The organism is Streptomyces sp. NPDC101118, from assembly GCF_044759445.1.
GTDB lineage: Bacteria > Actinomycetota > Actinomycetes > Streptomycetales > Streptomycetaceae > Streptomyces.
Genome location: NZ_JBIVZG010000024.1, coordinates 1 through 24,243, shown reverse-complemented (window position 1 = coordinate 24,243; position 24,243 = coordinate 1). Strand labels below are relative to the sequence as shown.

General features: G+C 75.4%; 19 protein-coding genes. 8 read left to right on the top strand and 11 right to left on the bottom strand.

All coding sequences use genetic code 11. From position 1 onward, the window contains the following. The first annotated feature begins 172 nt into the window (after positions 1-172). Positions 173-1,360 (top strand): ParB N-terminal domain-containing protein, encoded by a 1,188-nt coding sequence (locus ACIQUQ_RS29850; protein ID WP_403982057.1) that lies wholly within the window; start codon positions 173-175, stop codon positions 1,358-1,360. A gap of 21 nt (positions 1,361-1,381) precedes the next feature. Here the strand turns inward: ACIQUQ_RS29850 and ACIQUQ_RS29845 are convergent, their stop codons facing one another. After that, positions 1,382-2,236 (bottom strand): helix-turn-helix transcriptional regulator, encoded by an 855-nt coding sequence (locus ACIQUQ_RS29845; protein WP_403982055.1) that lies wholly within the window; start codon positions 2,234-2,236, stop codon positions 1,382-1,384. A 319-nt stretch (positions 2,237-2,555) separates the two neighbouring features. On the opposite strand from ACIQUQ_RS29845, the gene ACIQUQ_RS29840 reads away from it, so the two are divergent. The 7 genes from ACIQUQ_RS29840 (at position 2,556) to ACIQUQ_RS29810 (ending at position 10,514) form a co-directional block, all read left to right on the top strand. Next, positions 2,556-2,843, top strand: coding sequence for an ATP-binding protein (locus tag ACIQUQ_RS29840; RefSeq protein WP_403670431.1), 288 nt, complete (start codon positions 2,556-2,558; stop codon positions 2,841-2,843). Next, entirely contained in the window at positions 2,840-4,783 is a 1,944-nt protein-coding gene (locus ACIQUQ_RS29835) for a hypothetical protein (protein WP_403982053.1), read from the top strand. The genes ACIQUQ_RS29840 and ACIQUQ_RS29835 overlap by 4 nt, the downstream gene beginning before the upstream one ends. A 35-nt stretch (positions 4,784-4,818) precedes the next feature. Beyond that, the gene (locus ACIQUQ_RS29830; protein WP_403982051.1) at positions 4,819-6,363 is read left to right on the top strand and encodes a glutamine synthetase; all 1,545 of its coding nucleotides are present in this window, start codon (positions 4,819-4,821) and stop codon (positions 6,361-6,363) included. Between the two features lie 88 nt (positions 6,364-6,451). Continuing rightward, positions 6,452-7,738 (top strand): adenylosuccinate lyase, encoded by a 1,287-nt coding sequence (gene purB / locus ACIQUQ_RS29825; protein ID WP_403982048.1) that lies wholly within the window; start codon positions 6,452-6,454, stop codon positions 7,736-7,738. Between the two features lie 85 nt (positions 7,739-7,823). Continuing rightward, a complete protein-coding gene (locus ACIQUQ_RS29820; RefSeq protein ID WP_403982046.1) occupies positions 7,824-8,432 on the top strand; it encodes a GNAT family N-acetyltransferase in 609 nt (202 codons plus the stop codon). Further along, on the top strand, positions 8,429-9,472 hold the full coding sequence (locus ACIQUQ_RS29815; protein WP_403982043.1) for a C45 family autoproteolytic acyltransferase/hydolase: 1,044 nt from the start codon (positions 8,429-8,431) through the stop codon (positions 9,470-9,472). The genes ACIQUQ_RS29820 and ACIQUQ_RS29815 overlap by 4 nt, the downstream gene beginning before the upstream one ends. A gap of 142 nt (positions 9,473-9,614) precedes the next feature. Further along, a complete protein-coding gene (locus ACIQUQ_RS29810; RefSeq protein ID WP_403982040.1) occupies positions 9,615-10,514 on the top strand; it encodes a response regulator transcription factor in 900 nt (299 codons plus the stop codon). Positions 10,515-10,583: 69 nt separating this feature from the next. Here ACIQUQ_RS29810 and pcaB read toward each other — a convergent pair whose 3' ends face one another. From pcaB to ACIQUQ_RS29760, 10 genes are all read right to left on the bottom strand, one after another. Further along, entirely contained in the window at positions 10,584-12,029 is a 1,446-nt protein-coding gene (pcaB, locus tag ACIQUQ_RS29805) for a 3-carboxy-cis,cis-muconate cycloisomerase (protein ID WP_403982037.1), read from the bottom strand. Continuing rightward, entirely contained in the window at positions 12,026-14,053 is a 2,028-nt protein-coding gene (locus tag ACIQUQ_RS29800; RefSeq protein ID WP_403982035.1) for an FAD/NAD(P)-binding protein, read from the bottom strand. Before ACIQUQ_RS29800 ends, pcaB begins: the two co-directional genes overlap by 4 nt. Positions 14,054-14,442: 389 nt before the next feature. Beyond that, positions 14,443-15,915, bottom strand: a complete 1,473-nt coding sequence (locus tag ACIQUQ_RS29795; RefSeq protein ID WP_403982032.1) for an FAD-dependent monooxygenase — start codon at positions 15,913-15,915, stop codon at positions 14,443-14,445. Positions 15,916-15,967: 52 nt separating this feature from the next. Next, a complete protein-coding gene (locus ACIQUQ_RS29790; protein ID WP_403982030.1) occupies positions 15,968-17,446 on the bottom strand; it encodes an FAD-dependent monooxygenase in 1,479 nt (492 codons plus the stop codon). Positions 17,447-17,552: 106 nt separating this feature from the next. Beyond that, positions 17,553-19,028 carry a nucleotide pyrophosphatase/phosphodiesterase family protein gene (locus tag ACIQUQ_RS29785; protein WP_403982027.1) on the bottom strand — a complete coding sequence of 492 codons (1,476 nt, stop codon included), beginning with the start codon at positions 19,026-19,028 and terminating at the stop codon, positions 17,553-17,555. Further along, complete coding sequence (eboE, locus tag ACIQUQ_RS29780) at positions 19,025-20,194, bottom strand: metabolite traffic protein EboE (RefSeq protein WP_403982026.1); 1,170 nt, start codon at positions 20,192-20,194, stop codon at positions 19,025-19,027. Before eboE ends, ACIQUQ_RS29785 begins: the two co-directional genes overlap by 4 nt. 4 nt (positions 20,195-20,198) lie before the next feature. Continuing rightward, a complete protein-coding gene (locus ACIQUQ_RS29775; RefSeq protein WP_403982025.1) occupies positions 20,199-21,188 on the bottom strand; it encodes a TatD family hydrolase in 990 nt (329 codons plus the stop codon). A gap of 1 nt (position 21,189) precedes the next feature. Further along, a complete protein-coding gene (locus ACIQUQ_RS29770; protein ID WP_403982022.1) occupies positions 21,190-21,786 on the bottom strand; it encodes an EboA domain-containing protein in 597 nt (198 codons plus the stop codon). Next, positions 21,783-22,631, bottom strand: coding sequence for a sugar phosphate isomerase/epimerase family protein (locus ACIQUQ_RS29765; RefSeq protein WP_403982020.1), 849 nt, complete (start codon positions 22,629-22,631; stop codon positions 21,783-21,785). Before ACIQUQ_RS29765 ends, ACIQUQ_RS29770 begins: the two co-directional genes overlap by 4 nt. Continuing rightward, positions 22,628-23,785, bottom strand: a complete 1,158-nt coding sequence (locus tag ACIQUQ_RS29760) for an SCO3242 family prenyltransferase (protein WP_403982017.1) — start codon at positions 23,783-23,785, stop codon at positions 22,628-22,630. The genes ACIQUQ_RS29765 and ACIQUQ_RS29760 overlap by 4 nt, the downstream gene beginning before the upstream one ends. Positions 23,786-24,243: the final 458 nt, after the last annotated feature.

The following is a 24,243-nucleotide window of genomic DNA, read 5'->3' as shown; positions in this document are numbered from 1 at the left end:
GCCACGGTTCAGAACCCGGCGGCCCGGCACCTACTGAACGGAACGGCCTTTCTGGTACCACAGAAAGAGGCCCCTACAGCGCATTTCCAGGGAACGTCAATCCCCCCTCGACTGCTGCTGGAGCCCCTCCTGCGACGCTCGTCGGCAGCGGCAGCAGAGAGGAAGTGAAGGAATGGCTCCGAGCAGTGCCCAGGCCATCTTGATCACGAACGCGTTCGGCTCCGTCAGCACGGAGACCGTCGACGCGTCGGGCCGCAGCGAATTCGACCTGAAGCACTTCGAGCAGATTCCGGCCCACGACGTCCCCGTCGGCGCCCTCTCGGCGGGCGCCCCTCTGCGCCAGAGCGGCATGGACGCCGCGCACCTCCAGCACCTCGTCGACGCCGCCGGCTCGACGGAGCTGCCGCCCATCCTGGTCCAGATCGACGGCTACCGCGTCATCGACGGCCTGCACCGCCTGGAGGCCGCCAGGCTGCGCGGTGACAGCAGCATCAAGGCCCGCTTCGTCGACTGCTCGAACTCCGAGGCGCTCGTCATCGCCATGAAGGCGAACGGCACGCACGGACTGCCGCTGTCGAAGGCCGACCGCGTGTCCGGAGCCCAGCGCGTCCTGCGTTCCCACCCCGACTGGTCCGACCGCGCCGTCGCCGGCATCACCGGACTGAGCGCGAAGACGATCGCGTCGATGCGCGAGAAGCCGGCGGAGGGCACGCCGCTCGACGGCAAGCGCATCGGCCGGGACGGCCGGCGGCGTCCGGTGGGTCCGGGCGAGGGCCGGCGGCGGGCCGCCGAGTACATCGCCGCGCACCCGAACGCCCCGCTGCGTCAGGTGGCCAGGGAGACCGACGTGTCGCTCGGCACGGTCCACGACGTGAGCGCCCGGCTGCGGCGCGGCGAAAGCCCCGAGCGCAGCGGCCGCCGGACGCCCGACGCGGCGCCGGGGCCCCTGCGGTCCGTCCCGCCCGTGGAGCCCGTGCGGCCGGCCGGGGAGCCGCCGCGGGCCCTGCCGGCGACGGCCGGCGGTGCGCATCCCGCCGGCCCGGCCCGTGTCCCGCTGCGCGTGGCACCGGCCGTCGGCAGCGCGCCGCAGCGCAGGAACCGTACCGAGGAGGTGCCGGCCTGGACGACGGTGGCGGCGAAGATGGCGACCGATCCCGCCATCCGCTACACCGCGGGCGGCCGGGAGTTCCTCCGCTGGATGCAGCTGCACGCCACCGAGCCGGACGAGGGCTGGCGGGAGCTGGTCGACGCGGTCCCGGCCCACTGGCTCGGCGTCATCGCCCCGATCGCCGAGCGCATCGGCGCGGAGTGGAGCCAGCTCGCCGAGCGCCTCAAGACCAAGCAGGACCTGATGCCGTGACCCGGCCCGCGGGCGCACCCGTCACGGCACCGGTGCCGCGGGCACCAGCCGGAGCCGGCCCGCGGCCGGGCGCCGTTCGCCGGTGTCGTGGAGCGCGGTGGAGGGGCACCCGGGGGGCGGTACGAAGGTGGCCGGGGGCACGAGTTCGGGCAGCGCCAGCAGGACCGGCGGATCGGTCCGCCGCTCCGGGCGCAGCCGCACCGCCGTGCTCGTGACGCCGTCGGCGGTCACCATCACGGGCAGCACGCCGCGCCCGCCGACGAGCGGGGTCCGGCGGGCCGCGCCGTCGGGCCCGGGGCCGTCGGCCACCGCCACCGCGAGCAGGTGCCAGTTCCCCTCGGGGACGTCCTTCAGGGAGTAGCAGGACGGCCGGCCGCTCGGTACGTCGAAGACGGCGGAGGCGACGCACGGGTGCTGGACGACGGGCGTGGCGAAGGCGCCCAGGAACACCCGGGCATTGCCGTGGCCCGCGGGCAGGCTGATCGTCCCGCCGACCGTGCCCCGTCCCGACCACGGGTCGGGCTCCGGAACCGGTACGGGCAGCCCCGTCCCGCCGTCCCGCACCAGCCGGCGGAACCGGCCGGGGGACACCCCGACGCCGGCCGTGAAGCAGTTCGTGAACGAGCCGAGACTGTTGTAACCGACCGCGCAGGACACGTCGGTGATGCTCATCGAGGTGGTCCCGATCAGCCGCTTGGCCTCGTGGATGCGGACCGCTGCCAGGAACCTGCCGGGGGTCAGCCCGGTCTCCTCCTTGAACAGCCGCGCGAAATAGAACCGGCTGAGCAGGGCGCTCTCCGCGATCCGTGCCAGGGCCAGGGGCTCACCGTAATGCTCCCGAATACACGAGACCGCCCGTTCCACCGCCGTATCCATACGCACCTCGCTACGTGTAGACCGGCCAGCAGCCTGAGGTGCCCGCATCGCGCTGGGCTCGAGTGGCGCTAGTGATCCGGAGCCGACATTCCGGGCACACCTCCGGACCGCCGCACCCCGCACCGCACGCCGCGGTGCGGGGGCGGGCCCGCCGCCGCGGGCCCGGGCGCTCCAGTACGCCCCGACCCCGGTTCCGGAGTTGGTCGAGAGGAACCCCGGATGCTCGGAGCGTCCGTTCGAGCCGTCATCGACACGACGTCTAAGGGGTCCCATGCCCGTGGAAAACAACGCTCCGTCGGATGCCACGTCCGACCGAGCCATGAGGATCGCCACGCGCAGCCGCGCGGGCAACTGGACCAAGCCCCCACGCCGCATCGAGAAGTCCGAGTGCATCACCTGCGACACCTGCCTGCGCAGCTGTCCGGAGAAGTTCGGCGCGATCTTCGACCGCGGACTCGACGTCGTGATCATCCCCGAGCTGTGCTCGGGCTGCCCCGTCTGCGTCCTGGAGTGCCCGGTCGACTGCATCTACGTCGACGAGGACTGGACGCCCACCGACGACGCGATGTGGAGCCACATCGCACTCACCGGAGAAGGTGCCGCATGACCGCGCCCGTGGACCGCGAGGGCTCCCGCAGAGCCGCCAACGCACGCAAGCGCCAGAGCCGGCGGCCCAGCCGCCTGGGCCTGGCGGCCGGCGCCACGCCCAAGCCGGACCGGGTGCGCGAGGAGGACGCCGGGTTCCCCGGGCTGCTGGCCCGGGTGTGGCGCAAGGCCTCGGCCGCGCCCGACCTGCACGCGGCCCTGGACACCCTGCTCACGCTCGACGGATACGTGCCGGCCGAGGTCCAGGCGGGCGGCCTGCGCACCGCGGACGCCGCCGCGCTGAAGGTCGTCGCCGGGCTGTCCCTGGACGGCCGGGAGCCGGCCGGGGCCGTCGCCGACCCCGCGGAGCGCACCGCGTTCCTCGGCGAGATCGGCCTGACCACCGGCGGCCGGGTCGTCGTCCGCGTCCCCTCCCAGCAGCCGCTCGCCAAGCAGCACACGCTCGTCGCCGGCGTGCTGCGGGTGCCGTGGACCCAGCGGCACCTGGACGAGTACCGGCACGAGGTGACGAGGGCTCAGGAGCGGTTCGACCGGTACGCGGCCGACAGCCGCCGCTGGCTCGCGGAGCAGGGCGACGAGGGCCGCGGGGCGCTCCTCGCGCAGCTGACCGAGGCCGCGCAGCGCACCGCCCCGTTCATGCTCTACGTCGAGGACAAGCAGTACACGAACTTCCGCGACACCAACACGGTCGTGGGCAAGACCCTGTGGCCGGGCCACCCGGACTGCGTGTTCGGCAGCCTGACCGGCCTGCCGCTGGAGCTGTGGTCGGACCACGACGCCCTGCTGGTCGTGGGCATCACCCTGCTCATCCGCTCGGCCGGGTACGGCCGCATCGAGGAGGCCAACGGCTCGCAGCTCACCCCGGACAACGTGGGCCGCCTGCTGGAGCGCACCCGCCGCAACTACAACGACGCCCTGGGCGGGGAGCGGATCCCCGCGGCCGGCCCCGACGCCGGCATCGACGCGCTGATGGCCCTGGCCACGGCGCTGGGCCTGCACCGCCCCGAGGTGGCCCGCACCGTCCAGCTGTACCGCGAGATCCACGGCGCCCTGATCCACAAGGTCGAAAAGGTCGCGGCCCCGTACGGCGAGGTGGCCGCGGAGCGGGACCGGCAGGTCACCGAGCACCTGCGCGCCACGCTGCCCGTGACCGGCGACCGGCTGGCCGAGCTGCGGCTCGCCGACGGCACCGACACGGCCTGGCTGGCCCGCCCCTACGGCGAGTTCGGCACCGGTCTGGAGGCGGCCGTGTACGAGGCGGTCGCCGCGACCACCGCCGCGTTCTCGGCCGACTTCGCGATGAGCCGCGGCATCCGGTCGCTGCCGGAGCTGGTCCGCGCGCTGCGCGCCGAGTCCTGGGACGAGATCACCACCTGGGGCATCACCGACTTCTTCTGCTGCGTGGTCCCCGCGCAGGAGGCCCGGCGGCACTACGGCGACTCGCTCGCCACGCTCGCCGACACCGCCTGGGCGATGTCCTCGCGCATGCAGTACAACTCCTGGCACTTCATCGCCGGCAACCTGCCGCGGACCGAGAAGGTCCTGGAGCGCGACCACTTCGTGCCGCCCACCATCCCCGACATCGCCCACTACTCCGACCAGCACCACCACGGGCACGTCAACAACATGGTGCGGTTCACGATCCGCAGCCCCCACGCGGTCGAGGTGTGCGGACGCCCCTTCAACGGGTTCATGGACCTGCGCATCGTCCGCGCCGACGGCGAGCCGTACACCGAGCAGGAGATGCTCGCGGCGCACCAGGTGGCCGCCTTCATCGCCCGGATGACGCAGCAGGCGGCCGTGCTCGCCGAGCAGGGGGAGCAGGCCGAGGTCACGGCCTTCGACTCCGGCTGGCACTGGCGGTCCGTCACCGGCACCCCGGTCGAGGCGGCCGGTACGGAGCCGGCCCGGCCCCGGGTCGGACCCCTGTCGGCCGTCTGACGAGCCGCCCCTCTGACGAAAGGACCCTCCCCGTCATGTATTCCAGGTCATGGTCGACCCCCGCAGCGGAGGGCAGCGTCGGGAGCCACGGGTTCGTCGCCGACCACGGGCTGTGGGACGACGCCCGGCTGGCGGCTGCCGAGCGCATCGAGGCGGGACTGGACGACGTCGACCTCGTCCGCCTGGTGTGGGGCGACCCGCACGGCCTGGTGCGCTCCAAGACGCTGACCGCCCGCACCTTCCGCGGAGTGCTGCGCAACGGCATGAACTACAGCCCCGGTCCGTTCCTGAAGGACACCGCCTGCACCACCGCGGTGGACTACCGGGGCGAGCACGGCATCGGCGTCGACGAGATCGCCGGCCTGGGCAACTTCGTGCTGGTGCCCGACCCGCTGACCTTCCTGGTGCTGCCCGGCGAGGGGGCGCGCACGGCCTGGGTGATCGGCGACGAGTACCTGCGCGACGGCCGCCCCCACCCGCTGTCCTCGCGGCACGTGCTGCACCGGGTGCTGGACCGCTACGCCGGCCGCGGGCTGATCCCCGTGCTCGGCCTGGAGGTCGAGTGGTACCTGGCGCGCCGCCTGGACGACGATCCGGGCAACGAGGGCAACGGCTTCGGCCTGCAGGGCCCGGCCCCGCGGGTGGCCGCGATGAACGCGGGCTACCAGTTCAACCTGGACGCCGCGTACGACACCGTCGCGCCGGTCACCGACCCGCTGGCCCTGGCCCTGCTGGGCCTGGGGCTGCCGGTGCGGTCGATGGAGCACGAGATGGGCCCGGGGCAGGTGGAGACCACGTTCGACCCCATGTCGGCGCTGGACACGGCGGACGCGATGCTGTTCTTCCGCGTCTTCACCAAGCGCTGGTGCGCGGCCCGGGGCCTGCACGCGTCGTTCATGTCGCAGCCGGCGATCGCCGGGGCGGACCCGAGCGGCTGGCACCTGAACCAGTCCGTCCTGGAGACCGCCACCGGCCGCAACGTCTTCAGCGCCGAGGGCCTCTCGGTGGGGCTCTCCCCCACGAGCAAGGCGTACGCCGAGGGCCTGCAGGACTGGCTGCGCGACCTGTTCCTGCTGTCGGTGCCCACGGTCAACGGCTACCAGCGCCTGGGCACGCAGCACGCCCTGTCCCCGACCCGGGTGGGCCTGAGCCTGGAGTCGCGCACGGCCATGCTGCGCGTGGTCGGCTCGGGGGCCGGCGCGCACATCGAGAACCGCATCGGCGAGCCCAGCGCGAACCCGTACCTGAACATCGCCGCCCAGCTGTTCGCGGGCCTGGAGGGCCTGGAGTCCCTGGAGGGTGCGCAGGGCGGGGAGGGCGCGTCCGGACCGGGTGCCGGGGCGGCCGGGACCGGGGTCCGGGAGCCCGGCCGCGACATCGTGCCGCAGTCGCTGCGCGAGGCGCTGGAGGCCTTCACGGCGGGCCGGGCCGCCCGGCTGCTGGGCGAACCGCTGGCCGTCTGTCTGGCCAGGCTCAAGGAGAGCGAGGTGCGCCGGTACGAGGCGTGGGCGCTGCAGGCCGCGCCGGTGCCGGGCCAGGTCACCGAATGGGAGCAGCGCGAGTACTTCGCGGCCTTCTGACGCCCCGCACCCGGACCCGCGGGGCGGGCGCACCACCGGCCCCACCGTCCGCCGCCCCACCGACCACCACCAGCGAGAAGGCTGTCCCATGATTCCTCGTTTCACCCTGCCCGAGATGGCGAACCTCTTCTCGGACGAGCACCGGTACGAGACCTACGTCCGCGTGGAGATCCTCGCGACCGAGGCGCAGGTGCGGCTGGGCCGCGTACCGGCCGCGGTCCTCGACGACATGCGCGCGGCCACGGCCCCGCTGCCGTCCCGGGTCGTGGAGATCCAGAAGGAACGCGACCACGAGGTGATCTCGTTCCTGACGGCCTACACGGAGCAGATGCCGGAGTCCTCGGCCCGCTGGGTCCACCTCGGCATGACCAGCTACGACCTGGTCGACACGGCCCTCGGCTTCACGCTGGCGCAGGCCTCGGACGTCCTCGCCGCCGCGGTGCAGCGGCTGCGCGCGGTGCTGGTCGAGCGGGCCTTCGAGCACTGGGACACGGTCACGGTGGGCCGCACCCACGGCGTGCACGCCGAACCCACCACGTTCGGCCACAAGCTGGGCGGCTTCGCGTTCGCGATCGAGCGGTCCCTGCAGCGGCTGGCGGCCGCCCGCGAGGCCGTCGCGGTGGGCACCGTCTCCGGCGCGGTGGGCACGTACTCGCTCATCGACCCGGCCGTGGAGGAGTACGTGTGCGAGCAGCTGGGCCTGGGCGTGGAGCAGTCCCCCAGCCAGGTCGTGGCCCGCGACCGGCACGCGCAGCTGCTCCAGGCGGTGGCCGCGCTGGGCGCCTGCATCGAGCAGATCGCGCTGGAACTGCGGCTGCTGCAGCGCACCGAGGTGCGGGAGGTGGAGGAGCAGCGCGTGGAGGCGTACCAGGGCTCCAGCGCCATGCCCCACAAGGCCAACCCGACCGGCAGCGAGCTGCTGTGCGGGCTGGCGCGGCTGCTGCGCGGGTACGCCAACACGGCGCTCGAGAACGTGGCGCTGTGGCACGAGCGGGACCTGGCGCACCAGGCGGTCGAGAAGGTGCTGCTGCCGGACGCGCTGACCGTGGCGCACTTCCAGACGGTCAAGGCCACGGAGCTGCTGGAGAACCTGCGGATCGACCCGGACCGCATGCGGGAGTCGATCGCCGCCACCCACGGGCTGGTGTGCTCGTCGTCGGTGCTGGTGGAGCTGCTGGAGGCGGGCGTCGAGCGCGACCAGGCGTACCGGGCGGTGCAGGCGGCGGCCAAGCGGACCGCGGAGTACGGGCAGAACTTCGGCGAGGCCCTGGCCGAGGAGGGCGTCGAGAGCAGCCCCCGGAAGCCCGAGGACTTCCTCGTCAACCACGGCGTGGTGCACAGCCGGTTGGAGAAGCTTCGCGAGCTGGCTGAGTGAGCACCGTCTGATCTTGGAACGGTCTCCCCCGGCCGTCCACACTGACCTTCCCCCCTCTTCGCTACTCGCCCACAGGAGTTCCCCCATGAGCTGGTCCGAGAAGGTCTCCACCCACCTGGAGAACGAGCACGTCCTGCTGACCCCGCTCTGCGCGCCCGACCGCGAGGACATCCGCGCCGTGGCCATGGACCCCGACATCTGGCGCTACTTCACCGTCGTCGTCGGCGACGACGCGGACTTCGAGACGTTCTTCGACTCGAACCTCGCCGAGCACGCGGCCGGCCGCCGCGCCGTCTACGTGATCCGGGACAAGAAGAGCGGCCGCGTCGCGGGCAGCATGAGCCTGCTGAGCTTCGCCGAGAAGGACCGCCGGCTGGAGATCGGGGCGTCCTGGCTGGGCCACGACTTCCGCGGCAAGGGCATCAACCACTGGGCGAAGCTGCTGCTGCTCCAGCACTGCTTCGAGGTGCTGGAGGCCGAGCGCGTGGAGTTCAAGACGGACGAGCTCAACGTCCAGGCCCGCAAGGGCCTGCGCAACATCGGCGCCACCGAGGAGGGCACCGCCCGTTCCTACAACTACATGCCGGGCGGCCGCCGCCGGGACGCGGTCTTCTACAGCATCCTGCGAGCCGAGTGGCCGCAGGTCCTCGCCGCCCTCTCCCAGGGCCCCAAGAAGGCATCCGGCTCCGCATGAGCACCGCGTACGTCGAGGCCGTCGGCACCCCCTTCGAGCTGGGCCGCGCCCACGGGGCGGCACTCGCCGGCCCGCTGCGCGCCTTCCTCGGTGACGGCCTGGCACGGCTGGGCCGCCTCACCGACCGGCCGCTGACGTTCACGGGGCTGCTGCCGTCGGTCTCCGCGTACCGTGCGGAGATCACGGCGGCGGTCCCGGACCTGGCCGAGGAGGTGGCGGGGCTGGCGGCCGGGGCCGGGATCTCCGAGGACGAGGCGTGGCTGCTGCAGCTGCGCCGCGAGGTGATGGGCTACACCGGGGTGCCGACCGCCGGGGACTGCACGACGTACGCGCGCACCGGGCCGGCCGCCCGGCCGGTCCTCGCGCAGACGGTGGACCTCAACGCGGGCGTCGACAGCCACATCGCGGTGCTGTCGCTGGCCCGGGCGGGAGCGCCGCGCCGGGTGACGGTGCTCAGCTTCGCGGGCCTGCTCGGCTACCTGGGCATGAACAGCGACGGCCTGGCGATCGGGCTGAACCTGGTGACCGACGGCCTGTGGCGGCCGGGCCTCACCCCGTACCTGGCCATCCGCCACCTGCTGGACGGGGCCGGGAGCGTGGACGAGGCCCTGGAGATGCTGGCCGGGCTCACCCTGTCCAGCTCGCGCAACCTGGTGCTGTGCGACCGGCGGCGCGCGGTGTACGCCGAACTGTGCGGGACCGAGCTGCGGGTGACCGAGCCGGCCGAGCGGGAGGCCGCGCACACCAACCACTACCTGCACGCGGACTTCGTCCCGCACGACCGGCAGTCGGCTCCCGACCGGGTCAACTCCGACGAGCGGCTGGAGGCCGTGACGAAGGGCCTGGCCGGACTCGGCCCGCAGGCCGGTCCTGAGGAGCACTTCGCCGTGCTGTCCCGGCCGCCGGTGTGCATCCCCGACCACGGGATCTTCCGCCTGGAGCGGACGGTGGCCTCCGTGGTCATGCTGCCCGGCGAGGGCGAGCTGCACCTGCGGGCGGGCGACCCCAACCACGCCGCCACCGAGGTGTTCACGGTGTAGGGGGCGCCGGCCGCTGACCGGCGGGCGCGCCCGGGGGCGGCACCTGGACCGGCGCTGCACCAGGCCTCGACCGCACGCCGCTAGCGTCGGCGCGGAGGGCGGCCGGACCGGTCCGGACCCGCCACGACCCCCCGGGGGAGGCATGAGTCAGGTTCAGGCGCAGGCACTGCTGGAGCACCAGACGTCCACTCCGCACCCCGAGCACGACGGGCCGCGGGCCACCGCACTGGTCCGGGGGGCGCGGCTGCCGTGCCCCGTCGACTCCCGGCCCCCCGGCCAGCACGCGTTCGGCGGCGCCCCCGGACCGGGCGACCTCGGCCACACGTCGTTGCGGGACGTACTGGGCGGGGCCGCCCCCCGGACCGCGCCCGCGGTCTCCGGGCGGCGCATCCTGGTCGTGGGCGCCGACGCGGGGGACGGGCTGGCGCACCAGCTGCGCCGGCACGGCCACACCTGCACCAGGGCGCCCCACGGCGGCGCGGCGCTACAGGCCTACGGCAGCGCCGATCTCGTCCTGCTCGACCTCGAACTGCCGGACCTGGACGGGCTGGAGGTGTGCCGGGCGATCCGGTCGGTCAGCCGGGTGCCGCTCATCATCGTCACCTCCCGCGAGTCCGAGATCGACTGCGTGCTCGGGCTCCAGGCGGGCGCGGACGACTACGTCACCAGGCCCTTCGGCATGCGGGAGCTGATGGCCCGGATCGAGGCCGTCATGCGCCGCACCCAGTGGCAGTCGGCGGCCGCCGCGGGACCGGCCCAGGAGATCCGGCACGGCCGGCTGCACATCGACGTGGGCTCCCGCGAGGTGACCGTCGACGGCGTGCCGGTCGCCCTGACGCGCAAGGAGTTCGACCTGCTGCGCCTGCTGGCGCAGCATCCCGACGCCGTGGTCCCGCGCCGGCAGCTGCTCCAGCAGGTGTGGGGCGACTCCTGGTCGCGCCGCACCGTGGACACCCACGTCAGCAGCGTGCGCGGCAAGCTGGGCCACCCCGGCTGGATCGTCACCGTCCGGGGCGTCGGCTTCCGCCTCGGCACCGTCTGACGCCCCGTCCCTCCCCAACCCCTCGGGCACCTCTCGCAGCGTCGCGAGGGGTGCCCGAGGCGCGTCCGGTCACCGCACCGGGTCCGGGCGGTCCTTCGGTTCGGGCCGGGCCCCGGCGGGGCCGGCGGCCAGCGCGCGGTCGACCAGCGCGCCGGCCGTACCCGTGTAACCGGCCGGGTCGAGCAGCGCGGTGAGCTCCGCGGGTGTGAGCACCCCCCGCAGTGCGTCGGACTCCGCGAGTACGCCGGCCAGCGGGCGGGCGGTCTCGGCCGCCCGCAGCGACGCCCGGGTCAGCAGCTCCTTGGCGGCCGCCTTGCCGAGCCGCGGGGCGAGGACGGCGGAGACCCGCTCGGAGACGAGCTGCCCGCCGGTGGCCTCCAGGTTGGCCGCCATCCGCCCGGGGTGCACGGTGAGGCCGCGGACCAGTTCCACGGCGGTGTGCGCGGCCCCGCCGGTCAGCCGCAGGGCCTCGCGCAGCGGCTGCCATTCGGCGTGCCAGACACCCGCCGACCGCTCGTCCTCGTGCGGCAGGCACTGCGCGAGGACGGCGGCCAGCGCCGGCACCTGGAGGGCGGCGGAGCGGATCAGCGTCGACAGCACCGGGTTGCGCTTGTGCGGCATCGCCGAGGAGGCGCCCCGTCCGGCCGCCGCCGGCTCGGCCACCTCCCCGATCTCGGTGCGGGCCAGGACCAGCACGTCCGCGGCGATCTTCCCCAGAGCCCCTGCGGTGTGCGCGAGGGCCGCGCCGAGGTCGGCGACCGGCGTGCGCAGCGCGTGCCAGGGGAGCACCGGTGCGGCCAGGCCGGTCTCGTCCGCGAAGGCGGCCGTCAGCTCGGCCAGGACGGCGGCCGGGTCGGCGTCGTCGCCCGCGTACTGGAGGTAGCCGGCCAGCGTGCCGGCCGCGCCGCCCAGGGAGACCGGCAGGCCGCCGTCGGCCAGCCGCTCCAGCCGCTCGGCGGATTCCAGTACCAGCTGGCGCCAGCCGGCCGCCTTCAGCCCGAAGGTGGTGGGTACGGCGTGCAGGGCGAGGGTGCGTCCGGCCATCACCGTGTCCCGGTGGCCGGCGGCCAGGCCCGCGAGGGCGTCGGCGACCGCCCCGAGGTCCGCGACGATCAGCCGCAGGGCCCGGGTCGCCACCAGCATCGCGCCGGTGTCGAAGACGTCCTGGCTGGTGGAGCCGCGGTGCACGTACTCGGCGGCCTCCGGCGCGCGGGCCGCGACCCGCGCCGTGAGCGCCGCGACCAGGCCCACCACCGGGTTGGCGGTCTCGCGCGAGGCCAGCGCCAGCTCCCTGGCGTCGAAGTCCGCGGCCCGGGCGGCGGCGGTGATCGCGGCGGCGGCCGCGGGCGGGACCGTGCCGCACCGCGCCTGGGCGCGGGCCAGTGCGGCCTCCGCGTCCAGCATCGCCTGGATCCAGGCGCCGTCGGCGACGGCGGCCTCGACGGGGGTGCCGGCCCGGACCGGGGACAGCAGCCCCGTGTCCGGGCCGGCGGGGCGGTCGGCGGCACGGCTCACGCGACCGCTCCCGCACCCGCGTTGCCGGACAGCGCCGGGCCGGCCGCGACCGCCGCCGCCCCGGGCCGCCGCAGCGCGGGGCGCGGCTCCGGCAGCGCCAGCACCGCCGCCGCGATGGCGTCGGAGTCCTCCAGGGTCACCGAGCCCACGCCCGGCCGGATGCCGGCCGCGGTCACCCAGTGCACGGCCTCGGTGGGCACCCCGTATGCGAACCGCCTGAGGTGCGGCACCCCCTGGCCGTCGAGCAGGTGGTAGGGGCGCTCCGAGACGGCCAGGCCGCCGGTCTCGTACGAGGAGCCGTCCGCGCCCGCGATGCGGTGGGTCCGGGCCTGACCGGTGCTCAGCAGCCGCTCCATGAGCGGGTCGGCGGTGCGCCGCACGTCGATCTCCGGCAGCCGGGCCTCGATCAGCACCGTGGCCCGCACCCGCAGGCCGGTGACGTCCGGGGAGGTGCCGACGAAGGCCGGGCCCTCGGGGTCGAGGGGGTCGGCGGTCACCTGGAGCCCGGGACCGGTGACGTCGAGGACGCCCGCGTCGATCAGGGCGGCCATCTCCTCGATGCGGGAGGCCGGCGGGCCGATCGACAGGTAGGCGTTGAGCGGTGTGTACCAGCGGTCGAGCTCGTCGCGGTGGGAGTCGGCGTCGAGGCCGCCGTGGTCGATCGCCAGGCGCAGCTCGTTGCGCAGGTCCCGCAGCAGGTCGAGGGCCGCCTTGAACGGGCCGCTGACGTTGCCCTCGCGGGCCCGGCGCAGGTCCTCGTCGAGGTAGCCGCGCAGCCAGCCGCGGAAGGAGGTCAGGTCCCGGAAGACCTGCTCGCCGTACGGCCGCGCGACCGTGTCCCAGTCCCAGCGCTCGTCGTCGCCGATGCCGGCCGCGGTGAGCAGCACGTCCTCGGCCCCGTCGTCCTGCGCCCGCAGGAACGCCTCCGCGAAGGCGGCCACCGCGGCCGGCGCCGCGCGCTGCGCGAGCAGCGTCTCGTAGTAGACGGTGCGCACTTCCTTGGAGACCAGCGGCCACAGTTCGGCGCCGAAGCGGATCGGTTCCCCGCCGCGTACCCGGGCGCGCAGGGCCGCCACGAAGGAGGTGGTCAGCAGCCGCGGGTGGTAGCGGCCGTGCGCTCCCTTCTCGTTCTCGCCGCGCGCCTGGTACGGCACGCCGCGACGGGAGCCGGCGTACAGCCGCGGCTCGCGGCCCGAGGGGCAGTACACCAGGCGGCCGTCGATGCGCTCGAACAGCCCGCCGCGTGCGTGGGTGAACAGCGCCATGTAGTCGAAGAAGTTCAGGCCCAGGCCGCGCAGGAGCACCGTCTCGCCGGGGGCGACCGCAGACAGGTCGACGTCCGCCGGGTTGCTCGGCGCGATGTACGTCAGCCCGTGCCGGGCGGCGTACGCGGCGAACTCCCGCTCCGTGTCGGTCGGCCGCACCTGCACGTGGCCCTGCGCGAGCACCACGGCGCCCAGGCCGGTCAGCCGGGTGCCGTCCTCCAGGACCACGGTCTGCGCCCCGCCGGGGCCCGCGCCGGGCTCGTCGTCCTCCAGGGCCACGGCGCGCGAGGCGTGCACGCGGACGGTGGTGTGCGCGGCCGCGCTGGCGGTCACCCGGCCGAACACCCAGGTCAGGTACTGGCCGTACAGGGCGCGGGTGGGGTACGTGTCCGGTCCGAGGTCCCGGGCCTCGGCGAGGGTCTCGTCGTCGTACGGGGTGCCCGCCCCGGGCGTCAGCGCGCTGGGGCCCAGCGCCTTGGCCCACTGGTACAGGCTCGGGCCCTCCTCCAGCGGCCCTTCGATGGCCACGCTGGCGTCGGTGTAGACGGTGACCTGGCAGGCGACGGTGTTCATCAGGAGGTGCCGGGACTGGGAGGGGCGCCAGACCCGGCCGGAGCCCGGTGGGTCCGGTTCCACGACGTGGACGGTCAGCCGGTCCCAGCGGGGGGACTTGCGCTCCTGCGCACAGAGCCGTTCCAGGACGGACAGCCCGCGAGGTCCGGCGCCGACGAGGCACACTTCCAAACGTCCGCTGCTCACAAAGCACTCCGCTCAGGGGACGGGGGACGGCCGGACCGCGGCGCCGCCGCGTCGGCCCCGCCGGTGTGCCGGTCCGGCCTGCTCCCCAGGGGTCAGGGTGGTGTCGGCCAACGGTCGGTCGCGCCGCTCAACCAGGGCTCGGATACGGGTGGAAGACCCGTCCTGGACCGGTTTCGGGTGCCTTCCGGACCGGTCGGGACCGCGTACGGCGCCCTGGGTCCCGCGTACCGGCGCCGGGTCCCCGTACGGCGCCCTGGGTCCCGCGTACCGGCGCCGGGTCCCCGTACGGCGCCGTGGATCCGCGTGCCGGCGCCGTGACACGCGGAAGCACCCCCCGCGCCACGCGAGGGGTGCTTCCGGGCCGGAACCCGGCGGAGGCGTCGGACGGCTCAGACGGTCCCGAACCACCGCTCCAGCGCGTCCTGCAGGCCGGCCTCGTCCGGGGCGGCCCAGGCGATGTAGCCGTCGGGGCGGACCAGCAGCGCGTGCGGCGCGTCCGGCGCGTCCGCCTCGCCCTCGGCCCAGTCGCCGGTGACCGTGTCCACCCGCTCGGCCCAGCGCGCGGCGGTGGCGCGCAGCGCGTCGGAGTCGGCCGCCGCGGGCGTCACGAACAGCACGCCGCGGGCCGGCTTGAGCAGGTCCCGCACGGTGGCGGGGCTGCCGTCGGTGAGCTTGAGGGGCGTGTCGGGGCGCAGCCGCAGGCCGAGCCGCGGGTGGCTGCCGGGTCCCATGTCGTAGCGGACGTCGAGGCCGGACACCTGGCCGGCCAGGTGACGGGCCACCGCGACGTCCTGGACGAGCTCCTGCATGACCGCGCGCAGCGGCTCCATCTCCTCGCCGGAGAGGTAGAGCTTGGTCTGGGCGCGGGTGTTGCGCATGAGCAGCTCCCCGACCGGGTGCCGCTCGGATTGGAAGGTGTCGAGCAGGCCCTCGGGCGCCCAGCCGGTGACCTCGGCCGCCAGCTTCCAGCCGAGGTTCACCGCGTCCTGCACGCCCACGCTCATGCCCTGCGCGCCGGCCGGCATGTGGATGTGGGTGGCGTCGCCGGCCAGGAAGATCCGGCCCTTGCGGTACTGGGCGGCCTGGCGGGTGGTGTCGGTGAAGGAGCTGATCCAGCGGACCTGTGCGTCGTGCAGTCGCTCGCCGGTCATGTCCTGCCAGGCGTCGGCGATGGTCTCGAACGTGAGGCCGCTCTTGTCCTCCGGCGGGCGGAGCGACTCGTTGTGGATGACGATCCGGTGGACACCGTCCTCCAGGTTGAAGGCCATGACCATGCCCCCCGGCACGCGCTCGCCGATGGGGCGCTGGCGGATGTCCGCCCCGACGATGTCGGCCATGTACATCCCGCGGGTGGGCTCCCAGCCGGGGAAGTCGATGCCGGCGAGCCGGCGGACGATGCTGCGCGCACCGTCGCAGCCGATCAGGTAGCCCGCGCTCTCCTCGCCGCGGCCGGCGGGGCCCTCGTACTCGACGACGACGCCGTCCTCGGTCTCGCGGAAGCCGAGCACCTCGTGCTCGCGGCGGATCTCGACGCCCAGCTCCGTCAGCCAGCCCTCGAGGATCTCCTCGGTGCGGTACTGCGGGATGCCGCGGACGCTGAAGTGGTTGTCGTCCAGCTTGGAGAAGTCGATGTGGACCCCGCCGAAGTGGCCCTGGGCCCATTCGACGTCGCCGAAGCGCTCCAGCAGACCGCGCTGGTCGAAGACCTCGGCCGCGCGGCGGGTGAAGCCCACGCCACGGGACTCGCCGCTGGGGGCGGGGAGCTTCTCGAAGACGACGACGTCCACGCCGCCCAGTTTCAGTTCGCCGGCGAGCATCAGCCCGACCGGCCCGGCGCCAACGATGATCGCGCCCTTTGCCATGTCCTACTCCTCAACTGCGGGTGGGGCCGGAGGGGGTGTCGTGCGGCGGGCGTCAGGCGGCCGCGGGCGCCCCGAACCAACGGGTGAGGGCGGCTTCGAGGTCGCCGCCGTCCGGCGCCGCCCAGGCGATGTAGCCGTCGGGGCGGACCAGCACGGCCCCCGGGGCGTCCTGGTGGCCGGCCTCCTGGTCGGCCCAGGTGCCGGTGACGACGTCCACGCGGCCGGCCCAGCGGGCGGCGAGCTCGGCCGGGGCGCCGTCCCCGTCCGTGACGATGAGCACGCCGCGGGCTCCGTGCAGCAGCTCGGCGACCTTCGCCCGGGTGCCGTCGGTGCGCTCGACGGCCCGGTGCGGCGCCAGGCGCGTGCCGAGGGAGGGGTGGCCCCCGTCGCCCAGGTCGTACTTGATGTGCAGGCCGGAGACGCGGCCCGCGAGCCGCCGGGCGGCCTCGGGCAGGGTGACGAGCTCGCGCACGACGGCGCGCAGCGGCTCCATCTCCTCGCCGGCGAGGTACAGCAGCGACATGGAGTGCACGTCGCGCATGAGCTGCTCGCCGATCGGGTGGCGCTCCGCGTGGTAGGTGTCGAGCAGGGACTCGGGGGCGCGGTCCCCGAGCACGGCGGCGAGCTTCCAGCCGAGGTTGACGGCGTCCTGGAGGCCGACGCTGACGCCCTGGGCGCCGAGCGGGGCGTGGTCGTGGGCGGAGTCGCCGGCCAGGAAGACGCGGCCCTTGCGGTACTGGGTGGCCAGGCCGGTGGCGTTGGTGAGGGCGCACATCCAGGAGGCGGAGGCGCCGTGGATGTCCTCGCCGGTCAGGCGCTGCCAGGCGTCGGCGAGCTCCGCGAACTCCAGCTCGCCCTCGCCGTGGTGCGGGCGGACGCCGGCCTCGTGGATGACGATGCGGTCCACACCCGGCTCCAGGGTGACGGACAGGACCATGCCGCCGCCCTCGATCCGCTCGCCGATGGGCCGCATGCGCACGTCCGCGCCGACGACGTCGGCCAGGTACATGCCGCGGGTGGCCTCGTCGCCGGGGAAGTCGATCTCGGCCAGGGTGCGCACGGTGGACTTGCCGCCGTCGCAGCCGACCACGTACGTGGCGGTGGCCTCGGTGTAGCCGTCGGGGCCCTGGAAGCCGAGGACCACGCCGTCCCCGGTCTCGGTCAGGGTGGTCAGCTGGTGGCCGCGCCGCACCTCGACGCCGAGCTCCTCGACCCAGCGGCCGAGCATGTCCTCGGTGACGGACTGGGCCAGGCCCATGACGCCGAAGTGGCTCTCGTCCAGGAGGGAGAAGTCGATGCGGACGCCGCCGTAGTGGCCCTGCTTGCCCCAGCGGATGTCGCCGAGCCTGCCGAGCAGTCCGCGCTGGTCGAAGACCTCCGCGGTACGGCTGGTGAATCCGAGGCCGCGCGACTCGCCGCTGGGGGCGGGCAGCTTGTCGTAGACGACGACGTCCGCGCCGCCGAGCCGCAGCTCACCTGCGAGCATCAGACCGACCGGCCCGGCGCCCACGATGATCGCGCTCTTTGCCATTTCGATTCCTCCATACAGACGATTGATCACCAGGGAAGACCAGGGGGGTCGAAGGGCGGTGCAGCGGGACCGCAGGATCGCTCAAGCGATCCTTGAGGTCCGCCCTTCACCGCGCGGCGGCCGCCCGTGCGCGGTGCGCGGCGGGTGCCGTGCCCGCCGCGGCGAGGTCGAGCAGCAGTGCCTTGACGTCGGTGGCCGCCACCGTGCCGGCGACGGCACCGGGGGCGGAGCACAGCAGCACCGGCCCGTCGGCGGGGTCGGCGGGCGGCAGGCCGTGGCTGCCGCGCACGGGTGCGGGGTCCAGCGGCACCACGGCCATGCGGTAGCGCATGCCGAGCTTCTTGCGCGCCAGCGCGGTGGCGGCGGTCAGGCGTACGTACGGGTCCTCGGGGTCCATGAACAGCTCGGCGGGGTCGTAGCCGGGCTTGCGGTGGATGTCGACGAGCCGGGCGAAGTCGGGGGCGCGGTCGTCGTCGAGCCAGTAGTAGTACGTGAACCAGGCGTCCGGCTCGGCGAGGGCGACGAGTTCCCCGGAGCGGGGGTGGTCCAGGCCGTGGGCCCGCTTGCCCTCCTCGCCGAGCAGCCGCGCGAGGCCCGGCAGGCCGGCGAGGGCCTCGCGGACGGCGGGCAGGTCCTCGGGGCGGCGCACGTAGACGTGGGCGATCTGGTGGTCGGCGACGGCGAAGGCACGCGAGGCGTGCGGGTCGAGGTACTCCATGCCGTCCTGGGTGTGCACCTCCAGGAGCCCGGCCCGGCGCAGCGCCCGGTTGACGTCGACGGGGCGGCGGGCGTTCGTGATGCCGTACTCGGAGAGGGCGACCACGGTGCGGCCCTGTGCGTGGGCGTCGGCCAGCAGCGGTGCCAGGGCGGCGTCGAGGTCTGCCGCGGCGCGGTGGGAGCGCGGGTCGTCGGGGCCGAAGCGCTGGAGGTCGTAGTCGAGGTGGGGCAGGTAGGCGAGGGTGAGGTCGGGCTCACGGGTGGCCATGACGTGCCGGGTGGCGTCGATGATCCACTGGGAGGAGGGCAGGCCGGCGCCCGGCCCCCAGTAGGTGAAGAGGGGGAAGGTGCCCAGGCGCCCGGTCAGTTCGTCGTGCAGGGCGGCGGGGCGGGTGTAGCAGTCGGGTTCCTTGCGGCCGTCGGCGTAGTAGACGGGGCGGGGCGTGACGGTCCAGTCCACGTCGGCGCCCATCGCGTACCACCAGCAGATGTTGGCGACGGTGTAGCCGGGGTGGCGGCGGCGGGCGGCGTCCCAGACCCGCTCCCCCTCGATGAGCCGGTGGCTCTGCCGCCACAGCAGCACCTCGCCGAGCTCGCGGAAGTACCAGCCGTTGCCGACGATGCCGTGCTCGGCGGGGGTGGCGCCGGTCAGGAGCGTGGCCTGGACGGAGCAGGTGACGGCGGGCAGCACGGTCGAGAGGGCCGCCCGGGAGCCGTCCGCGGCGAGGGCGGCGAGGTGCGGCATGTGCGCGAGCAGGCGGGGCGTGAGGCCGACGACGTCCAGCACGAGGAGCGGGACGGGCCGCCCGGGCACGGGAGCCGTCGGCGTGCCGGCAGCAGCCGGTGCGGCGGGGGCGGTGGTCATGGCAGCTCCTTCAGGCCGTGGGCCGTCAGCAGGTCGCGGGCGAGGGTGAGTTCGGCGGCGATGCCGTCGGCGAGGTCGTCCGCGGTGCGCGGGCGCAGCGCGGGCGGCAGGGCCTCCCAGGTGTAGGTCTCCACCTCCAGGTGACGGGTCAGCGGGCGCTCGCCGCCGACCAGGTGCTCCAGCGCCTCGTCCAGGACGGGCAGGGTGGCGGTCAGGGGTGCGGCGGGGGCCGCGTGCAGCGGTACGTGGAAGTGGGCGCGCCACGGCCCGGTCTCGGGCAGCACCCCGCCGGCCAGGGCGGGGCCGAGGTCGTCGCAGCCCCACAGCCCGCCGGCGGCACGGGTGCGGGTCTGGTGCAGGAACCGGGGCTCGTCGAAGCCCGCGAGGGCCGCGCGGACCTCGGGCCGGCCGGGGTGCTCGGCGTGCAGGGCGGCCGACAGCTGGCTCTTGACGACCGGGACGCCGGCGGCGGCCAGGGCCGCGAGCGCGGGGCCCGGCTCCTCGAAGGAGGTGGCCAGGTGGCAGGTGTCCACGCAGATGCCGATCCGGTCGTGGCCGATGGCGCGCAGCGGCGCGATGGCGTCGGCGGTGGTCTCGACGGCGCAGCCGGGTTCGGGCTCCAGGGCGATGCGCACGGAGCGGCCGGTGTCCTCGGCGAGGTCGTCGAGACGGTGGCCGAGCTCGGTCAGGGCCGCCCGGGCGCGGGCGGCGCGCTCGTCGTCGTACACGGTGTGCCAGGCCAGCGGGAGGGTGGAGACGGTGCCCTCCTCGGCGTCCTCGGGCAGCAGGGCGGCCAGGATCCGGGCGAGGGCGAGGGTGTACGCGTACCGGTCGGCGTGGGCCCAGTCGGGGTGGTAGACGCGGTACTTGACCCGCTCGGCCCCGAAGCCCTGGTACGGGAAGCCGTTGAGGGTGACGACCTCCAGGCCCCGGCGGTCGAGCTCGGCGCGCAGGGCGGCGAGGGCGCGGGGGTCGGCGTCGAGGGTGCGGGCGGCGTCCACGGCCAGCCACAGCCCGATGCCGAGCCGCTCCCGGCCCAGCCGGCGGCGTACCGGCTCGCAGTAGGCGCTCAGCTGGGCGAGGACCCCTTCGAGGGTCTCGGCGGGGTGCACGTTGGTGCAGTACGCGAGGTGGACGGTGGTGCCGTCGTGGTGGCGGAAGCGCATGGGGCTACACCCGGGCCCGGACGGGGGCGGGCGGGACGGGGGCGGGCCGGCCCGGGACGGCCGCGGGCCCGGCCGCCTCGCGCGGCGGCGCGGCGGACGCGACTCCCGCGGGGGCCTCAGGGGCGTCCTCCGGGGCGTCCTTCGGCGCGCCGCGCAGGATCGAGTTGCCCTCGTGGGTGGCGGCCGGGGCGGCCACCGGGGTGCCGAGCCCGAGCCGGCCGCTGAGCGCGTAGAAGGCCACGGGGTTGCGCCACAGCACCCGGTCCACGGTGTCCTCGTCGAAGCCGGCCGCCAGCATCGCCTCGCCGACCCTGCGGGTCTTCAGCGGGTCGCTCCTGCCCCAGTCGGCGGCCGAGTTCACGAGCACCTTCTCCGGGCCGTACTCCTTCAGGACGGCGACCATGCGCTCCTCGTCCATCTTGGTGTCGGGGTAGACGGAGAAGCCGAGCCAGGCGCCGCTGTCCTTGGCCTCCTTGACGGTGGCCTCGTTCAGGTGGTCCAGCAGGGCGTGCCCGACGTCGAGGGCGGAGGCGCGCACGACGTCGATCGTGCGGCGCAGCCCCGCGAGCTTGTCGCGGTGCGGGGTGTGCACGAGGGCGGGCAGGCCGTGGTCGGCGGCGAGCTGGAGCTGGCGCTCCATGGCCGTGTCCTCGGCGGCCGTCATCGAGTCGTACCCGATCTCGCCGACGGCGACGACCTGGTCCTTGACGAGGAAGCGGTCCAGGTCGTCGAGGACCGGGGTGCACCGCGGGTCGTTGGCCTCCTTGGGGTTGAGCGCGATGGTGCAGTGGTGGGCGATGCCGTACTGGGCGGCGCGGAACGGCTCCCAGCCGAGGAGCGCGTCGAAGTAGTCGTGGAAGGACTCGGGCGACGTGCGGGGCTGGCCCAGCCAGAAGGACGGCTCGACGACGGCGCGCACCCCGGCGGCGTACATGGCCTCGTAGTCGTCGGTGGTGCGCGAGGTCATGTGGATGTGCGGGTCGAAGATGCGCACGTTACTGCTCCTCGGTCAGGGCCAGGGCGCGGCGCAGGTCGGCGGGGACCGTGCGGCCGGCGGCGGTGCGTTCGGCGGCGTAGTCGGTGAGCATGCGGGCCAGTTCGGCGTCGCCGCGGGCCCGGTCGGCCAGGGCGGCGACGACGGCGAGGGGGACGCCGGTGAAGAGGCACTTGAGGACGGCGTGACGCCAGGTGTGGGCGGTCAGGTGGCGGGCGGCGTACGGACCGACGGCGGCGGCCACCAGGTGGGTGTCGTTGGCGCGCAGCGCGTCCTCCACCAGCGGCACCCCCTGGGCGGGGTCGAGGTCGAGGTACGGCAGGGCGCGCAGGACGGCGCGCCGCTCGGCGGCGCTGCCCTGGCGGTAGAGGCGGACGACGGTTCCGTCGGCGGGTCGGACCGCCACCAGGAGCAGGATGCGGGCCTCGTCGGGGGCGCCGGTGCGGCGGCCGGCCTCTGCGAAGCGCCGCTCCCAGGCCGCGTCGGCGCGGGCGGCCGCCAGCCAGTCACGGCCCTCGGCGTCCAGGGCGTCGGCGAGCGCGTCGAGCTCGGGGCGGCCGGCGCCGGTCGTGGGGGCGGTCGTGGGGGCGGTCGTCATCGGGTGCCTCCGTTGCGCAGGAACCGCACCGAGTGCGCGGCGAGTTCGGGGCCGGCGTGGGAGTGGCGGGGCAGCTCGACCACGGTCAGCCCCCGGTAGCCGGAGTCGACGAGGGCCGCCAGCACCGGCGGGAAGTCGATCTCGCCCTCGCCGAAGGGCAGGTGTTCGTGGACGCCGCGGCGCATGTCCTCGATCTGCACGTGCCGCAGCCAGGGCGCGGCCTCGCGCACGCAGTCGGCGGGCGATGCCGGCTCCAGGCACTGGCAGTGCCCGATGTCGAGGGTCAGGCCGAGCGGGGCCGGGCCGCCGAGGTCGGCGCGCAGCCGGTGGAAGTCGGCGAGGCTCTCGAGGAGGTGGCCGGGCTCGGGCTCGACGGCGAGCGGTACGCCGGTCTCCTCGGCGGCGTCGAGGACCACGCCGAGGCCGTCCGCGAGCCGCTTCCAGCCGTCGTCGGCGCTCTCGCCCGCCGGGAGGATCCCGCTGAAGCAGTGCACGGCGTGCGCACCGAGGTCGGCGGCGATCCGCACCGCCCGCACCAGCATCCGGATCCGGGACCAGCGGTCGCCGGCGTCGGCCTCCAGCAGGGTCGGGCCGTGCTTGCGGCGCGGGTCGAGCACGTAGCGGGCGCCCGTCTCGACGGTGACCGCGAGCCCGAGCTCGCCGAGGCGGCGGGCGATGCGGGCGGTGCGGGCGGCCAGGTCGGGGGCGTAGGGGTCGAGGTGCATGTGGTCGAGGGTCAGCCCGACGCCGTCGTAGCCGAGGTCGGCGAGGAGGGCGAGGGCGTCCTCCAGGCGCAGGTCGGTCAGCCCGTTGGTGCCGTAGCCGAGTCGGAGTCCGTGCGTCACGTGGTGCTCACCTTCCGGGCGAGCCGCGCGGCGAAGGGCGCGAGCGCGATGGTGGCGACTCCCGCGAGGGGCGCCCCGGCTCCCGCCATGAGCGCTCCCTGGAGCGGGATCATCGCCCGGATGCCGCCTCCGACGGCCCGCTGGGTGAGCACGGGCGACGGGTTGAGCACGGCGTGCCCGAGCGGCCTCGCGAACCCGCGCCAGTAGGCGGCCGCCAGTCCGACGCGTATGAGGTCGCCGGCCGCTGGGCGGAGCGGGCCGGACCCGCCCGGGCGGTCGCCCGCACCGAACCGACGGCCCGTCACCCGTACCGGCTCCCCCTGCGGCCCGCGCCCGGCGCCCACCGGGGCCGACACGGGATCCGGCACGGCCTGCGGGGCGGGCGTCGGGGTCGGTGCGGGAACCGACGTCTGCGCGGAGGCCGGCGCGGTCCGTCCGGTAGCCGACGCGACCTGCGCGGCGTGCATCGGAGTCCGCGCGACCGAGGTCTGCGCGTGGGCCGTCGGAGCGGGGGTGGGAGCGATCGCCGAGGTGGCAGCGGCCATCGTGCCGGCGGCCTGCGTGGCGGCGGCCTGCGTCCGACGAGGGCCAGGGCCACGGCCCAGCAGGGCGCCCAGCACCGTGGTGGCGGCCAGTGCGGCGAGGGGGGCGGCGGTGGAACCGCCCTCGGCCTCGCGGCGGGAGACCTGGGTGACGGCGTACGTGTGCCCGCCGAGCAGCAACGCCGGGCGCAGGGCGGGACGTACGGTGCCCGCCGAGGCGGCCGCGCCGAGCAGCAGGTCCAGGGAGCGGGCGGCGGCCATGGCCGCGGGGCCTGCCGGGGTGTGCTTGAGCTTGAGGTCGTACGCCCACACGGTCACGGCCAGCGGCGCGGCGACGGCCAGGGCGGGCCGGCCGGCCCGGGCCGCCAGGGCGAGGCCGGCCGCGGTGAGCGCGCCGGCGGCGGCGAGTGCGGCCCCGGGGCGGATGCGCCCCGAGGGCAGCGGGCGGTGCGGGCGGGCGACGGCGTCCTCTTCGCGGTCGGCCCAGTCGTTGAGGGCCATGCCCGCCTCGTACAGGCACAGGGAGGCGGCGACGGCCAGACCGGTGCGGCGGCCGGGCCGCACCGCCGCGGCCGCCGCACCGGCGAGCGCGTCCCCGGGCACGGTGAACACGGCCGGGACGCGGAGCAGTTCCGCCCACGCCCGCAGCCGGTCCGCCGGGGAGGGGCGGCGGGCCGGTGCAGCCGCCGACCGGGCCGCGGCCGCGGGTACGGTGCCCCGCCCGGTACCGGTGCCCCGCTCGGTGTCGGTGGCGGTGGCGGTGTCGGTACCGGTGGCGGTGGCGATGGCGCCGGCCTTGGCGGTACCGGGGCCCCGTCCGGTGCCGGGGCCGGTGCCGGTGGCGGTACCGGTGCCGGTGCCGGTGGCGGCGTCGGCCTTGGCGGTACCGGGGCCCCGCCCGGTGGCGGTGGCGGCGTCGGCGTCGACGGCCGCCGGGACCGGAGCGAGGCGGCCGCGGGGGGGGGGGGGGCGGGGGGCCCGGCCCCGCCCCCCCCCCCGCGCCCCCCCCCCCCCCCCGGCGCCCCCCCCCCCCCCCCCCCGCCCCCCCCCCCCCCCCCCCCCCCCCCCCC